Raw genomic sequence first — 15,925 nt, 5'->3', positions numbered from 1 at the left:
AATTATCAAACAAAAGAGAGGGGACACCCGTCGCAAAAGACCGGGTGCCCCCTCTCATAATGTCATTTGCAATCCGCTAGCACGTGGCTCGGACTGCTGCTAGCGCAACCTTTACGCAGCGAGGCGCTTGAGGACGTCGATGAGCAGCTCGTAGAAGCGCTCGGCAGAAGCGAGCTCCATGCTCTCGTCCGGGGTATGGACATCGGAGAGCGTCGGGCCCACGGCGATGGCGTCCAGGCCGTGCAGAGCCTCGGCAAACAGGCCGCACTCAAGGCCGGCGTGAATGGACTCGATGCGCAGCTCGGAGCCAAAGAGCTCTCGATAGCTCTCGACAAAGACTTCGCGGACCGGCGAATGCTCGGCATAGCTCCAGCCGGGATACTCGAACTCAAACTTGGCGTCGAAGCCCAGGACATCGGCAAGCGTCTGCAGGCGGTCCTTGAACTCGTTCTGCAGCGAGGTGATCGAGGAGCGCGGGGACAGCATAATCTTGACCTCGTCATCGGAGGTGGCGACCACGCCGATGTTGGAGGAAACCTCGACGGAGCCGTCGGTGGCGACGTTGCGGCGAATCACGCCGTTAGGGGCAAGACGCAGGGCGCGGATGAGGGCAAGCGCGGACTTCTCGTCCATGGCCTCGACCTCGGCGTCGTCGGCAATCTCGACGGTGCAGGTAAAGCCGGGGTCGAAGACCTCGAGCTCGGCAGTGACGTCGGCGATGATGCCCTTTGCGATCTGGGCCGCGGCCTCGGCGGCAGCGTGATCGGCATAGACCAGAACGGCCTTGCACTCACGGTTGATGGCGTTGTCCTTGGTGCCGCCGTTGAAGCTGACGATGGCGGGCTCGCCGGCGACCATCAGGCGGTCGATGATGCGGGCCATGATGAGGTTTCCGTTGCCGCGCTCCAGGTTGATATCACTGCCGGAGTGGCCGCCCAACAGACCGGAAATGTCGAGCGTGAGGGTGCTACCGGTCTTGTGCTCGCGCACGATGGGGCAGGTGTAGGTAACGACGACGCCGCCGGCGCAGCTGACGGTGGCAACGCCCTCCTCCTCGGAGTCAAGGTTGATCATGGTGCGGGCGCTAATCTGGGACTTGTCGAGCGTCTCGGCGCCGACCAGGCCAGTCTCCTCGTCGGTGGTGAACACGCACTCGAGGGCCGGATGGGTAATCGAATCGTCGTTGAGCACGGTAAGCATAAGCGCGACGGCAATACCGTTGTCGGCGCCCAGAGTGGTGCCGTTAGCGGTGAGGACGCCGTCCTTGACGACCAGGTCGATACCATCGGTCGTAAAGTCGTGCTCAACGGAGCCCAACTTGTCGCACACCATATCGATGTGGCCCTGCAGCATCACGGTCGGGGCATTCTCGGCACCGGCAGATGCGGGCTTGCGAATGATGACGTTGTAGACCTCGTCCTGGTACACATCGAGACCGCGCTCCTTGGCAAACGCAACCAGGAAATCGCTGATGCCCTTCTCGTTGCCAGACCCACGGGGGATCGCGCTGACCTCCTCAAAGAAATGGAACAGCTGGGCGGGCTCGTAGCCGGTAATCTTGTAGTCCATGGTGCCTCCTTGGCGCAACTGGTTAGACAGTAAGACATGCGACTTGTATATTCCCAGACTTTGCGTGCATAAACCAGTCGAAAACGCCGAGCGCCCTCGCATCATCGGCTAACGGTGGACCGTATAGCGTAACGGTCACAACTTCCGCAGCTCTACAAATCGAGGCGCCCTTTCCGGAGCGCCTCGATTGCGCGTATCAAATTGTCGCCACGCCCTACAGCGCGCCGGAACCGGCTTGCATCATGCCGCCGGGGCCCGAGGTCACGCCGCCGCTCACGGGCGCGGCGTTGCCGGTGTGCGGTGCCGCCGGGGCGGTATCGCCACCGAGCGTGCCCGCCGGACGCGGTGCCGGGATCTCGCCCGTGCCGTGGCTAAAGACAAACTTGCCATCGGCCACGTCGCATAGGACGGTATCGCCCTCGCCCCACTCGCCGGCCAGAAGCTCCTCGGACAGCGGGTCCTCGATGAGCTTTTGAATAGCACGGCGCAGCGGACGCGCACCGTTGGTGAGGTCGGTACCCTCGGCCACGATCTTGTCGTACGCCGCATCGGTGAGCTTGATGTTCATGCCGTTGGCAATCAAACGCTGACGTAGGTCGTCCACCAGCAGGTGCGCGATCTTGGTGAGATTCTCGCCCGAGAGCTTCTGGAACACCACAATGTCGTCGATGCGGTTGAGCAGCTCGGGGCGGAACAGGCGCTTGAGCTCGCCCATCGCGCGACCGCGGATCTCGCTCGACGTGAGACCCTGCTCGCCGGTAGTGCCAAAGCCAACGCTCGCATCCTGCGCAATCTCGCGGGCGCCCACGTTGGACGTCATGATGATCACGGTGTTGCGGAAGTCGACCGTCTTGCCCTGGCTATCGGTCAGGCGACCCTCCTCCAGCACCTGCAACAAAATGTTGAAGATGTCGGGGTGCGCCTTCTCGATCTCGTCGAACAGCACGACCGAGTACGGGTGACGACGAACGGCCTTGGTAAGCTGACCGCCCTCGTCGTGGCCCACGTAACCCGGAGGGCTACCGATAAGCTTGGAGACCTCGAACTCGCTGCCGAACTCCGACATGTCGAAGCTGATGAGCGCGTCCTTACTGCCAAAGAGGTACTCGGCGAGCGTCTTGGCGAGCTCGGTCTTGCCTGTGCCGGTGGGACCCAGGAAGATAAAGCTGCCACCGGGACGACGCGGATCCTTGAGCGGCGAGCGGCTGCGGCGCACGGCCTTGGCAACGGCCTCGACGGCCTCGTCCTGACCGATGATGCGCGTCTTGAGCACGCTTTCGGTCTGCAGCAGGCGGCGGCTCTCGCTCTCGGTGAGCGAGGAAACCGGCACGCCAGAGGTCACGGACACGATGTCGGCAATCTGACTCACGTCGATGGTGAGCGGGCTGGCGTCGAGCTCGGCGGTCCAGGCGGCCTTAGCCTCGGCAAGCTCAATCTCGGCGGCCTTCTGCTGCTCGGTGATCTCGGCGGCCTTGTTCATGTCGTCGCTCTCGGTGGCCTCCTGCGCGGCGGCCTTAAGCTCCTCTATGCGATGCTCGGCCTCACGCACCGGCTCGGGCGCGCGATTCGCGGCGATGCGAGCGCGGGCACCGGCCTCGTCGATAAGGTCGATGGCCTTATCGGGCAGGAAGCGATCCTGGATGTAGCGGTTGGAAAGGTTCGCGGCGGCCTCGATAGCACCCTGCGTATAGCGCACATGGTGGTGCTCCTCGTAGCGCGGCTTGAGCGCGGTCAGGATCTTGACTGTGTCCTCGACGCTCGGCTCCTCGACATCGATGGTCTGGAAGCGACGCTCGAAGGCCGGGTCCTTGGTGAGGTACTTGCGGAACTCCTCGGCCGTGGTGGCGCCAATAATCTGAAAGGCACCGCGCGCAAGTACGGGCTTGAGCATGGAGCTCGCGTCGATGGAGCCCTCGGCAGAACCGGCACCGATGATGGTATGCATCTCGTCAATAAACAGGATAACGTCGTCAGCTTCGGTGGCCTCCTGGATCACGTTCTTGAGGCGCTCCTCGAACTCACCGCGATACTTGGCACCCGCAACGAGACCCGGCAGGTCGAGCGTCCAGATATTCTGGTTCATGAGGTTCTCGGGCACGTTGCCAGCTGCAATCTGCTGAGCCAGACCCTCGACGATGGCCGTCTTGCCCACGCCGGGGTCGCCCAAGATAAGCGGATTGTTCTTGGTGCGACGCGAAAGGATCTCCATCATACGCTGGACTTCCTTTTCGCGACCAATTACAGGGTCGAGCTCGCCGTCGCGCGCCTTCTGCGTAAGGTTGGTGGCGAACTGCTTGAGCGTGTCGGTGCCGCTCCCCTTTTGCTGCGACGCGTCCGAGCCGCTAAAGAACGGCAGGCCCGCACCGGGACGCCCGGCACCGGCGCCGGCGAGCGGACGCTTCTTATCCTGGTCCTTGGCAGTGAGTTTCTCGATAGCCTTTTTGATGGAGGCGGACGACACACCTAGACGCATGAGGATGTCCATGGCCATGCCGTTGCCCTCTTCGACGATGCCGATCAGCAAGTGCTCGGTCGACACGTAGGTCTGGTTGTTCTCGCGCGCCACGCGGAATGAACGCTCCATCACGCTAATGACGAGCGGCGTAAAGGCGAGCTTAGCGGCCTCGGTCTCCTCACTGGGCTCGGGAACGGTGGTCTGGACCTCTTTGAGGGTGTCCATGATGTCGTCGTAGGAGATATCGAGCGAGCGCAGCGCCTCGGCGGCAATGCCCTCGTCCTCCTTGGCAAGCGCGAGCAGCAGATGCTCGGTACCCACCTTATTTGAATGAAGATCGAGCGCCTCCTGCTTGGCCATGGACATGACCTTGCGCGCTCGATCGGTAAATCTATCTAACATGCTCGTTTCCTTACATGAGTTCATCGAAATCAAAACGCCCGCCCGTCGGCGGCGCTTTTGTCTCTTTACCCACAGGTTGTCTATGTTAACAGCTGGAGGAATATCTATAAACCCGGCTCACATGAATGCAGGTTATGACCGCATCGCGGGACTCACCGCGCGATGCGCGACAGGCGCCCCGCAAGAGAAACCCTAGGTGTCTTTCACCACGTCGGGACTCGTCGCACGCGATGCGCGATAGGCATCGGCCTCCTTGGAGACGTGTTCGAGCAGCTCGGATGTATCGACGCCCTCGACTTGCGCGACCGTTTCCACCGTCTGCATGGCGACCGCCCTCAGGTACGCGCACGCGCTGTCCCCCAGCTGCTCGAGGTCTATCTCCTCGCCGCCCTCCCGGGCAAAGCCGACCGCCATCACAAAGCCCATGATGCCCGAGACCAGAAAGCCCACCGCAAAGCTCGAATCTGCCTTGAGCTCTTCTCCGTCGGGGTGGACGATCTCTCTCACGCGGTCGATGATGATCGTATGGATGCCCTGCACGACCTGCTCGGCGGCACCCGCCCTCATGGTGATGACGATGCGCCGCAGCAGGCAGCGGACGTCGCGCCGGTCGAACGCCGAAAGGTCGCCCTCGCTCGAAAAATGCCAGAGGGCATCGGTGATGAGCTCGTTATCCTGCAGCAGCTGGGCTATGGCGATGGCGACGAGTTCATCGAAATCGTGAAAATAGTAGTAAAACGTTCCGCGATTGCACTGGGCGGCGCGGGTCACCTCGCCAACCGACAGCTCGAAGATGCTGTTGTTCTCGATGAGCTCCCAAAACGCCTCGATGATACGGGTGCGTGCATCGGGCGCATCGGCGTCCTTACGCGGTCTCGCCATGCGCCTCACCGCACCCCTGCGCCTTGGCGTTCATGATGAGCATCTGAAGACGGTTCTCCACGTTGGCGAAGCTCACGTCGGGATCGTAGTCGAGCGGCAGGAACTGCGCCGTGGGATACTGCTCCTTGAGCGCATGGATGAGCCCACGCCCCACGACATGGTTGGGCAGACACCCGAACGGCTGCAGGATCACGAAGTTGCGGCAGCCGCGCTTGGCGTGCTCGAGGATCTCCGCCGGAATCAGCACGCCCTCGCCCGCATCGAACGTATGGTGCAGGATCTTATCGCTCGCGCGCACGAGCTCGGGCATGCGCGTCGGCGGCTCGTAGAGCGGGCTCGCCGCGCCCAGGCGGTCGCAACGGTCGTGCGCGAGCTCGAACAGGTTGTCCGCCGTGGCGTACCAGGCCTTTTCGGGCAGCGACAGGTCGACGTGGAACTCGCGCGACTGCGCATGCTTGTAGAAATAGGTCTTGCGGATCACGTCGGTCATGCGCGCCTCGATGACCTCGAGCCCGTTGTCCTCGAGGTAGCGCTCGATCTCGTGGTTGGCGCCGAGATGGAAATTGAGCAGGTACTCGCCCACGATGAGAACGGTCGGATGCGGGTTCGAGCGGTCGTACGGAACGGCGTCCATGATCGCAAGCGCGCGTTTGAAGCCCGTCGCCTGGCCTCTCAGCCCGGAGCGCTCCATGCCCTCGATAACCTCATCGAGCGCGCGGTCGAACGCAGCGTCCGCCGCGCCCTTCTCGAGCTCGTAGGGACGGATGCGCCTAAGCATGGCCTCGAGGGCATCGATCATGGGAAGACCGTAGGCGATCTGGATGCTCGGGCCAAGGCCGAGCTTGAAGCCCGGATGCGCATTGTGGGCATCGACGTCGTCGTTGGTGAGCACCGGGACATAGTCGTATCCCGCGTCGTCGAGCGCGCGGCGCAGCAGGGGCATGTAGTGCGTCAGGCGGCAGTCGCCGATATACTTGCCAGTCACCACGGCGACGTCGTGCGGGTCGTACTTACCGCTCTCGAGTGCCGCGAGCGCCTCGCCGATCACGATTTGCGCGGGGAAGCAGATGTCGTTGTGCACATAGCGTTTGCCCAGGCGGATGGCATCCTCGCGCCCGATATCAAGGGCCTCGGCGCGCACGCCCTGATTGCGCATCGCCGCGGTCATGAGCCTGCAGAACGCATGGGAGGTGTTGGGGACCAGCGCGATCTTGTCGTGCCGGTCGCGCTTGGTGTACTTGACCTTATACGGGTCGTCGAGCGGATGGACCGCGTGCACCCGGGCGCCCTCGGCACGCTCCTCCGCGCGACGACGGTTGACCGACTCGATAAACGAACGCACGCGAATGCCCATGGGACCGGCGACGTCGCTCTCATCGAGCTTGATCATCATCGGAACCTTGGAGCCCATCTCGCCCATCATGCGCGCGATCTCGTCGGTGAGATACGCATCGTGGCCGCAGCCGAAGCTGCCCATCTGCACGAGCTCGAGCTCGGGCGTCGATGCGACGATGACCGCGCACGACAGCATGCGCGCATGGTAGTTGTTCACGATGTCGATGCGGCTGTTGGAAAGATCGACGTTGCAGACCCCCGGCACCGCATCGGGCGTCAGCACGGGGATGCCGCGCTCAGAGAAGAGCTTGGGCAGCCCGTGGTTGACCAGCGGGTCGTTGTGGTACGGGCGCGAAGCGATCACCACCGCGTAGCCGCCGTCCTCGTGCACGTTCTCGAGCACCTGCCTGCCGCGCAGCTGCAGCTGGTTCTCAAACGTCTCCTGCGCGCGGTCCGCCTGCTCGGTCGCCTTGGCAACCAGGTCGGCATCGATATCGAAGGTCTCCTTGCACCACGCCTTGAGCTGGCGGTTTCGGTCGCCCTCGTCGTACCAGTGGAACAGCGGCGTATCGAACGGAACGCCGAAACGCTCCTCCGGGTTATCGGAATTGCGCATCACGTAGGGGTATCCCTTTACGACGGCGCACATCCACTCGCTGGTAGAGGCGGTGTTTTCGGTGGGCACCGTCGTGATGATGGGCATGAAGATGCGGTCGACGCCGGCGTCGACGAGATTGCGGATGTGCCCGTGGACGAGCTTGGCCGGGAAGCACACGGTGTCGGATGTGACGTGCGCCAGACCGCGCTCGTACATCGCCTTGGTGCTGCGTCCCGAGACGCGCACCTTAAAGCCGAGCGTGCTGAAGAACGTCGACCAGAACGGCATGGTGTCCCAGAACTCGAGCACACGGGGAATGCCGATCGTGACATCGCGCCCCCCGCTGACGGGAACCGTGGGGTACGACTCGAACAGCAGCTTCTCGCGGTCGACAAAGAGATTGGGGGCAGCCGCGGTCCGGTCGCGCCCCGTGCCGGGTGCCTGTGCCTCGCAAGCACCCTGCGGACGCAGCTCCTCCGCCGCGGGAACCTCGCGCACGAGCTCATCCCATGAGATGGCGCCGCCGCGCGGGCAGCGATTGCCCGTGACGTAAAGCGAGCCGTCGCCAAATGCCACGACCGCGCGCTGGCAGCGGTTGTTGCACCGACGGCAGGTAACGCCGCCGAACTCGCGATGCTCGAAGCGCTCCACGGCATCGAGCCCGATAAACGACGTGCCGGCGTCGCCCTTGCGGCATTCCTCGCGCGCGAGCAGGGCGATACCGATAGCGCCCATCAGCCCCGGGTGGGGCGCACGCGTGACGGATTTGCCCAGATACTGCTCGAATGCGCGCAGCACCGCGTCGTTTCGGAACGTGCCGCCCTGGACGACGACTTTGTCGCCCAGACGGTTGAGATTTGAAACGCGAATGACCTTGGTGAACACGTTCTCGATAATCGAACGGCAGAGACCGGCCATGATGTCGCCCGGACCCTTACCGCGCCGCTGCTCGGAAACGACGCTGCTGTTCATGAACACCGTGCAGCGGCTGCCGAGAACGGCGGGGGCTTTGGACGAAAATGCCTCGGTCGCGATATCCTCAACGGCTATTCCGAGGTTTTTGGCAAAACCCTCGAGGAACGAGCCGCAGCCCGCAGAGCACGCCTCGTTGACGACGATATCGGTCAGCACGCCGTGGTTGAGCCAGATGGCCTTCATATCCTGTCCGCCGATGTCGAGCACGAAGGTCGCATCGGGAACGCATGCGCACGCGGCGCGGGCGTGCGCGACCGTCTCGACCGTATGGTAGTCGGCGTGGAACGCGCGCGCGAAAAGCTCCTCGCCGTATCCCGTGGTGCCCACGGCATCGATCGCAAGCGTGACTCCCGCTGTCTCCCAGCGGTTCTTCAAGCTGACAAGACCCTGTTGGGCGACGTCGAGCGGTCTGCCGTTATTAGACGCGTAGAACGAATCGACAAGCTCACCCGCCTCATCGACCAGGGCGAACTTGGTCGTCGTGCTCCCCGAATCGATACCGAGCGCCACACGCACCGTCTCTCCGGGCGCATACGCATCCGGACCCTTTGCCGGCGTCTCTTTGCCATGGCGTGCCGTAAAATCCGCCTGCTCGGCAGGTGTGGCAAAAAAGGGCTGGGCAAGACGTCCCTCCCCGCTTGCGGGCGCGACCGTCTCGAGCTTATCCAGCCGGACAAAAGCGTCGGGAAGGTCGATCGGTTGGGACGATGCGAACATGTCGGTCAGCGACAGGGCGGCACCGCGCGCGACCATGATCTGCGGATCGCGCGGGACGATAACCTGATCGTCCGATAGATTCAGTTGCTCCCGGAACACGCGGACCAGTGTGGGGTTGTAGGCGAGCGTACCGCCCTCGAAGATTACCGGCGGCTCGATGTCGATACCCTGGGCCAGACCGCCGATCGTTTGGCGGGCGACCGCGTGAAGCGCCGAAAGCGCCAGGTCGGTGGTAGGAATGCCCTCGTTGAGCAGCGGCTGGATATCGGTCTTTGCGTACACGCCGCAGCGGCCCGAGACCTCGTGGACGGTCGTTCCCCGGCTTGCGAGCTGCTCGAACTCGCCCGATTCGGTGCCGACCCCCATGAGCTTTGCCATCTCGTCGATAAATGCACCGGTACCGCCTGCGCACGAGCCGTTCATGCGCATGTCGGCAACCTCGATGTCTCCCTTATCGTTGGTGCGGAAGAAGATCATCTTGGCGTCTTGGCCGCCCAGCTCGATGGCGCAGCGCGTCTGCGGATAGAACCTGCTGATCGCGAGCGCGTTGGCGACCACCTCCTGAACGTACGAGGCGCCCAGCGCGGTCGCGATATCGCGCGCACCCGAGCCGGTCACCGCAACGCGCAGTGACTCATGGGGAAAGCGCTCGGCGAGCTCGCCGAGCATGGCGCGCACGCTCGCTGTCTGACACGCCCCGTGGCGGCGATATCCCCACCACGCCTCGGTCATATCCTCGTGCATCGCGTAAACTTTGGTCGTCGTCGACCCTACGTCCAGTCCTACTAGCAACGCCATAATGCTCCGTCTCTCGCATTTTTCCTGCTAGAGATATACCACTCTACGTAATACAACAGACTGTTGTATTTAAACTCCGTATAAATAGCGGCTGCCGAAACGCTTCAGCAGCCGCCGAATGCACCAACAGATTGTTCTGCGCGCTAGCACGTCGGGCAACGGAGCAGCACGGGCCCTCCTGTCATGCGCACCGCTCGCGCCCGCGATGTCGCCGAGCGAGCTATCCACGCTTAGGGCTCCAACCAAGCAAGTCGCCCGCGCTCAGCAGATCCCTAAGCGAGCTACTCGCACTCAGGAGCCATAGCCTGCTCCAAGAGCTCGGCATGCTCCTCCTCGAAAACCGTCCCCACAGGGAAGGCGCGACGGAAGACGAAGCGGGAAATCGGACCGGCTACCAAAAGGTTCCACGGCAGCGCCATCACAAAATTATGCGGGATGTTGATCATCCAGATCGCGGGCACGGAATACAGGTTCGCAAGGATGCCGCCGGGCATGTGCGTCAGACCCTCGCAGGCACCGTACAGCGACATGATGATAACCATGGGGACGACCATGCAGGAGCTGACGGCGAGCGTCATGGCAAGTGGCGAGCTCTTGCCCGGCGTGACCAAGTACTTAAAGGCGAAACCCTTGGCGAGCGGGCTGGCGACGAACCAGTCGCAGCACATGGCAAAAATGTAGGCAACGGGGAAGCCGAGCCACGCAGCGGCAACGACCTCGCCGTTGATGGCCCCGTGCTGCAGGGCAACGTTGTAGATGCTCATCCAGAGCACCATGCAAAAGCACATGATAAAGGTGAACAGCAGGCTCTCTCGTTTGTTGATAGGCATAAAGGGCAGATTCCTCTCTGTGTTGTACCGCGGCGCCACGCAACAAAAACGGGCGGGCAAGATGGAGCTGTTGGAACTTCATCTCGCCCGCCCGTGGTACGCGCGTCTGCGACTACTTATGTGGTGGAACCAGCCTAGCACGAAACGCATGCGCTTCGTAAGCGTTGAGTTTATGAAGATGCAGGGCACCGATAATCCCCCGACCCCATAAGTTGCGGTGGAATACGGACTGTTTTGACCCTTTAAGCAGCAATTCAGTCCCTATTTCACCGCAACTCATTTGGTGCAAAGTAACCTGTCTCCCTTGCACCAATTAGCTGGTGTGGCGCCAGCGAGGGTCGGTGAGCGTACGCGCCACACCCAGGCCAACGGGCAAAAACGCCACGATGAGCACTGCGCGCACAAACCAGCCGAGCATATTGACCGTGTCGAAGGTGCACATGTAATACATCGAGCGATACAGATACAAACCCGGCACCATAATGACAATCGAAGGCACCGTGAGAGCGATACGCGGGTAGGTGAGCTTGACTTCGGCCAAGCTTGCCAGCAGACCCGATACCAGCGCGCCGATAAACGCTGCTGCCTCGGGAGGCATTCCCGTGCTGAGGCCCAGGAAGGGAATCATCGTCGGCGCATCGACAAGGGTCAGACGCAGGGTATTGGACACGGCGCCGATCAGCCCAGCTGCCGCGGCCATCTTTACCGGGCTGTTGAACATCACCGAGAAGCCGAATACGCCAACGAAGCTCATCACCACGCGCAGGAGCGTAAGAGCAAGCGGCGAAAGGCCGAGCGGCGCAAAGTCGTCCGGCGCCAGGCCAACACACTCGGCAACCATCCAACCTACGAGCGTCGCCATCACAATAATCGATACGGCATATGACAGGCGCTCGATACCACTTCGCATGTCGAGCTTAGCGATGTCGAGGCCTGCCGTAATGAGCGGAAAGCCGGGAATCACAAAGAGCATGGCGCCGATATAGCCTTCTTGGTGCGACATTGCCCCCGGTACGACCTGGCCAAGGCCGAGCAATGCCAGCAGATACGAAACGCAAGCGAGCGCAACGCCGGTCGTCAGCGCGCTGAACTGACCAAGGCCTTGCTTGAGAATATGGGAGCGGGCAAAGTTGCCGACACCCGCGCCCACAAACGCGCAGGCCATCTCGATAGGGCCGCCGCCGAGCAAAAAGACGAAGGCGCCGCAAGCACAAGCTGCCGCAAGGCCCTGTTGCCAGGGAGAGTAATCGGGTTTTGAACTCTCAACGGTCTTGAGCATCTCGTGATACTCGTGTACCGTGAAGCGACGACCATAGGTCTCAATTTCCTTGAGGAAACTCTCCATCATCCAAATGCGATGGGTATTGACTCCCGTTGTGGGCAGGCTGACAACCTCGTTAAAGCAGTGGCCATCTTCGATGCAAGTGCACTCAAACGACAGAAGACTCAGGTCGACGTGAATCGTGACGCCGAGTACGGCAGCAACACGATTCATGGTATCGCGCACACGCCAGGCACCTGTTCCGCTTGCCAGCATAAGCATGCCAGTGCGGCAGATGATGGATGACTTATCGGTGAGTGGCGCATCGACGGCAAGCTCATCGCCTGCCGTCACGATCTGGTGCCAGTCAGTTTTCATATGGAGCGCGCCGGCACGAACGCCGTGGTGCATGGGGGCTCTCGAAAGCAGCGAGTCAAGGCGCGAAGGCTGTGAGGGCTCCGCCGATTCGCCCTCGTCCTCGTCGGGCTCTTCATCGACCAGATCAAAGGAATCAAGCGGCGCTGGCTCGCGACGGTCGATCAGCTCCTCGTCCTCATCATCAAAGTAATTGAACTGATCGAGCATGTCCTCTTCGATTGAACGCTCGCTCGCGTCGTCCATATAGACGCTCCCTTCCTACCGACTAACCCCCATCCTAGGCAGCAACGGCTAAAGGAAACATAAAAGAGACGGCTGTCATGCATGGAAGGCGCAAACCCCCAATGCGTCGGTAGATCCCCAACGACTAGGACTGTCCCCAAGTGCCGGCAGAAAAGGAACGTCCCTAAGTGCCAACCAAGTCAACGCCGCAGGTAGAGGACGGACAGCGAGCGACGTCCAGGGCGAACAAGTTGGCATGAAAAAGGCAAGGCATAGACCTTCTGGTCATGCCTTGCCTTTTGAATGACAAATTGTCGCCCTGGGCGGCGCGCAGCGTCAACTGGTTACGCGGGTTGGTAAACCCGCGTAACCCCCTAGTACATCTTTGCGCCGGCGGGAATGGAGGCGTCGAGCTGGATCAGGTTGAGGCGCTCCTCGCCCTCCTCCTCGTGGACAGCGCTGATCAGCATGCCGCAGCTGGGAATACCCATCATCTTGCGCGGAGGCAGGTTGGTGATGGCGAGCAAGGTCTTGCCAACCAGGTCCTCGGGCTCGTAATAAGCGTGAATACCGGAGAGGATGGTGCGGTCGGTGCCGGTGCCGTCGTCGAGCGTAAAGTTCAGCAGCTTCTTGGACTTCTTGACGGCCTCGCATGCCTTGACCTTCACAGCACGGAAGTCGCTCTTGGAGAAGGTATCAAAGTCGACGAACTCCTCAAACAGCGGCTCGACGGCAATCTTGGAATAATCAACCGTGGGCTTGAGCGGCTTGACGAAGGGACTCGCGGTGTTGCCGGCCTCGGCAGCCTTGGCAGCAGCGGCACCGGACTGGAAACCCTTCTCGGGCTTCATGTGCGGGAACAGCAGCACGTCGCGGATAGAAGCCTGGTTGGTGAGCAGCATGACCACGCGGTCGATACCAATGCCAATGCCGCCCGCGGGAGGCATACCGTACTCGAGGGCGCGCACGTAGTCCTCGTCATACTCCATAGCCTCATCGTCGCCGCCGGCCTTCTCGGCCATCTGGGCAGCAAAGCGCTCAGCCTGGTCGACCGGGTCGTTGAGCTCGGAGAATGCGTTGGCGTACTCGTGGCCGGCGATGACCAGCTCAAAGCGGTGAGTCAAACGCGGGTCGTCCTCAAAACGCTTAGCGAGCGGGCTGACCTCGATGGGGTAATCGCACACGAAGGTCGGGTTGACGATGGTGTCCTCGCCCAGCTCATCGTAAATCTCGGCGATGATCTTGCCGGCAGTCCACTCGGGCTTGATCTCCAGGCCCTTCTCGCGCGCGGCGGCAGCAAGCTCCTCGACCGGCGTGTCGATGGTGACCTGCTTGCCGAGCACGTCGGAGACGATGTCGGTCATGGGACGGCTGGCCCACTCACCAGAAAGGTCAATGGTCTGGCCCTGGTACTCGATGACCTCGGGGTTACCGATGGCCTTGTTAGCCGCCTTAATGACGCCCTGGGCGAGCGCCTTCATGCCCTCGAGGTCGGAGAAGGCACGGTAGGCCTCCATCGTGGTGAACTCGGGGTTGTGGGTAAGGTCCATGCCCTCGTTACGGAAGATGCGGCCGATCTCGAACACGCGCTCAAAACCACCGACGATGCAGCGCTTGAGGTGCAGCTCGGTGGCAATACGCAGGTAGCACTCCTGATCGAGCGCGTTGAAGTGGGTAATGAACGGCTTGGCCGTGGCACCACCCTGGATGGTCTGCAGGATGGGGGTCTCGACCTCCATGTAGCCGTCGGACTCCATAAAGCGACGGAAGGTGGAGAGAATCTGCGAACGCTTACGGAAGGTCTCGCGAACGTCGTCGTTGGCGATCAGGTCAACATAGCGCTGGCGATAGCGGGTCTCCTTGTCGGAAAGACCGTGGAACTTCTCGGGCAGTGGACGAACGGCCTTGGAAAGCAGGGTCGCGCTCTTAGGGGCAACGGAAAGCTGGCCGCGCTGGGTGCGCACGACCACGCCGGTCACGCCCAGGATGTCGCCCAGGTCGAGGGCCTTGAGCGTATTCCAGGCAGCCTCGTCCATGTCGTTGATGCGGCAGAACAGCTGAATCTCGGCAGTCGCATCGCGCACGACGATGAACATTATCTTGCCCTGGCCGCGCTTGGCGACCACGCGGCCGGCGATCTTCACGACGTCCTCGGTGTCCTCGCCATCGGCAAGCTCGGCGTACTTAGTCTCGATATCGGCGACGTAGTCCTCAAGCTCAGAGTGCTCGGGATAGGGGTTCTGGCCCGCCTCGAACAGGGCGGCGCGCTTGGCCAGGCGGGTGGCGCGCTCGTCGTTGAGCGTCGATGCCTGATCGGCGGCGTTCTGGTTCTCTGCCATAAGTTAGCTCCTCAAACTAAAACGCTCCCCAGGATTCGGTCCCAGGGAGCGAAAACATACCTTTACGCGGGACCGTGGTCTAGCGTGCGATCTTGGCGATGGTGTAGACGCGAGTCTTGCCGGAAGGCGTAACGACCTCGACGGAGTCGCCCTCGCCGTGACCGATGATGGCGTGACCGACCGGAGACTCGTTGGAAATCTTGTGCTCGAGCGAGTTGGTCTCGGTGGTACCGACGAGCGTGACTTCCATGACCTCGCCGTTGGGATCAATCAGCGAAACGGTGGAACCGATGGAGACGGTCAGGTCGCCCGTGGTGGCAGCAACCTGAGCGTTGGCGAGGATGGCCTGGATCTCGGCGATACGAGCGGCGTTCTGGGCCTGCTTGTCCTTAGCGGCGTCGTACTCGGAGTTCTCCGAAAGGTCGCCGAACGCGCGGGCTTCCTTGATGTCCTCGACGATCTCCTTGGCGTAATCGCCCTCACGCCAGGCGAGCTCCTCGACGAGCTTCTGGCGGCCCTCAGCGGTCAGTACGATCTGGCTTGCGTCCATACGGATATCTCCCCAACTCTGATCAAACAATCAACTGTCAACAAAACGAAAAAGACCGGCTAGCCTGCGGGCAAGCCGGTCAGGTGCTCACCCCAAAGGGATGGGACTACTCTGCGTCCGCGTCGCTGTCCTCTGCCTGCTTCTTCTTGGCAGCAGCGAGCTTGGCCTCGAGCTCAGCGATCTCCTTGTCCTCCTCGGACTGCTCGACCACGACCTCCTCGGCCTGCTTGGTCTCGGCCTTATCGTCGCCCTCCATACCCTCACGGATATTCTTGACGGTAGAGCCGAGGGACTTGCCGAGCTTCGGCAGGTTCTTGGGACCGAAGATAATCAGGACAACGACGAGAATAATGATGAGCTCAGGAGCCCTCAGTCCAAACATGTAGACCTCCACAATACAGCGAGACAAGCTCGAATGAGTATACCGCGGGTATCGCGGTATCACAACACTAGCTAAAAAAAGGGACCGCAAGAAGCGGTCCCTCCTCATGCTCTGGTCGGGTTGACTGGATTTGAACCAGCGACCCCTGCGTCCCGAACGCAGTGCTCTACCAAACTGAGCCACAACCCGTTAGCTCAACTATAGTAACAAAGATTTCCGTCGTGTGCCAGAG

General features: G+C 61.7%; 9 protein-coding genes and 1 tRNA gene. All 10 read right to left on the bottom strand.

The genetic code is table 11. The features are described 5' to 3' along the window. Positions 1-111: 111 nt before the first annotated feature. Positions 112-1,569, bottom strand: coding sequence for an aminoacyl-histidine dipeptidase (locus I4W09_RS05075; protein WP_196032516.1), 1,458 nt, complete (start codon positions 1,567-1,569; stop codon positions 112-114). Positions 1,570-1,783: 214 nt separating this feature from the next. Beyond that, entirely contained in the window at positions 1,784-4,426 is a 2,643-nt protein-coding gene (locus I4W09_RS05070) for an ATP-dependent Clp protease ATP-binding subunit (protein WP_117655064.1), read from the bottom strand. A 192-nt stretch (positions 4,427-4,618) separates the two neighbouring features. Next, positions 4,619-5,308, bottom strand: coding sequence for a TetR/AcrR family transcriptional regulator (locus I4W09_RS05065; RefSeq protein ID WP_196032513.1), 690 nt, complete (start codon positions 5,306-5,308; stop codon positions 4,619-4,621). Then, positions 5,292-9,731, bottom strand: coding sequence for an acyl-CoA dehydratase activase (locus I4W09_RS05060; RefSeq protein WP_196032510.1), 4,440 nt, complete (start codon positions 9,729-9,731; stop codon positions 5,292-5,294). Before I4W09_RS05060 ends, I4W09_RS05065 begins: the two co-directional genes overlap by 17 nt. A 281-nt stretch (positions 9,732-10,012) precedes the next feature. After that, positions 10,013-10,561, bottom strand: coding sequence for a DUF2798 domain-containing protein (locus tag I4W09_RS05055; protein WP_195544464.1), 549 nt, complete (start codon positions 10,559-10,561; stop codon positions 10,013-10,015). 313 nt (positions 10,562-10,874) lie between these two features. Then, positions 10,875-12,443, bottom strand: a complete 1,569-nt coding sequence (locus tag I4W09_RS05050; RefSeq protein WP_230318689.1) for a threonine/serine exporter family protein — start codon at positions 12,441-12,443, stop codon at positions 10,875-10,877. A 353-nt stretch (positions 12,444-12,796) separates the two neighbouring features. Beyond that, positions 12,797-14,761, bottom strand: coding sequence for a lysine--tRNA ligase (lysS, locus tag I4W09_RS05045; protein WP_196032508.1), 1,965 nt, complete (start codon positions 14,759-14,761; stop codon positions 12,797-12,799). Between the two features lie 79 nt (positions 14,762-14,840). Continuing rightward, entirely contained in the window at positions 14,841-15,311 is a 471-nt protein-coding gene (gene greA, locus I4W09_RS05040; protein WP_006234960.1) for a transcription elongation factor GreA, read from the bottom strand. A gap of 106 nt (positions 15,312-15,417) precedes the next feature. After that, positions 15,418-15,693 carry a twin-arginine translocase TatA/TatE family subunit gene (tatA, locus tag I4W09_RS05035; protein ID WP_022094895.1) on the bottom strand — a complete coding sequence of 92 codons (276 nt, stop codon included), beginning with the start codon at positions 15,691-15,693 and terminating at the stop codon, positions 15,418-15,420. Between the two features lie 112 nt (positions 15,694-15,805). Then, positions 15,806-15,882, bottom strand: a tRNA-Pro gene (locus I4W09_RS05030). Positions 15,883-15,925: the final 43 nt, after the last annotated feature.

It is taken from the genome of Collinsella aerofaciens (assembly GCF_015670795.1).
Taxonomy (GTDB): domain Bacteria; phylum Actinomycetota; class Coriobacteriia; order Coriobacteriales; family Coriobacteriaceae; genus Collinsella; species Collinsella aerofaciens_Q.
The sequence above is the reverse complement of the archived record's forward strand: the minus strand, read 5'-3'. Positions and strand labels throughout refer to the sequence as shown.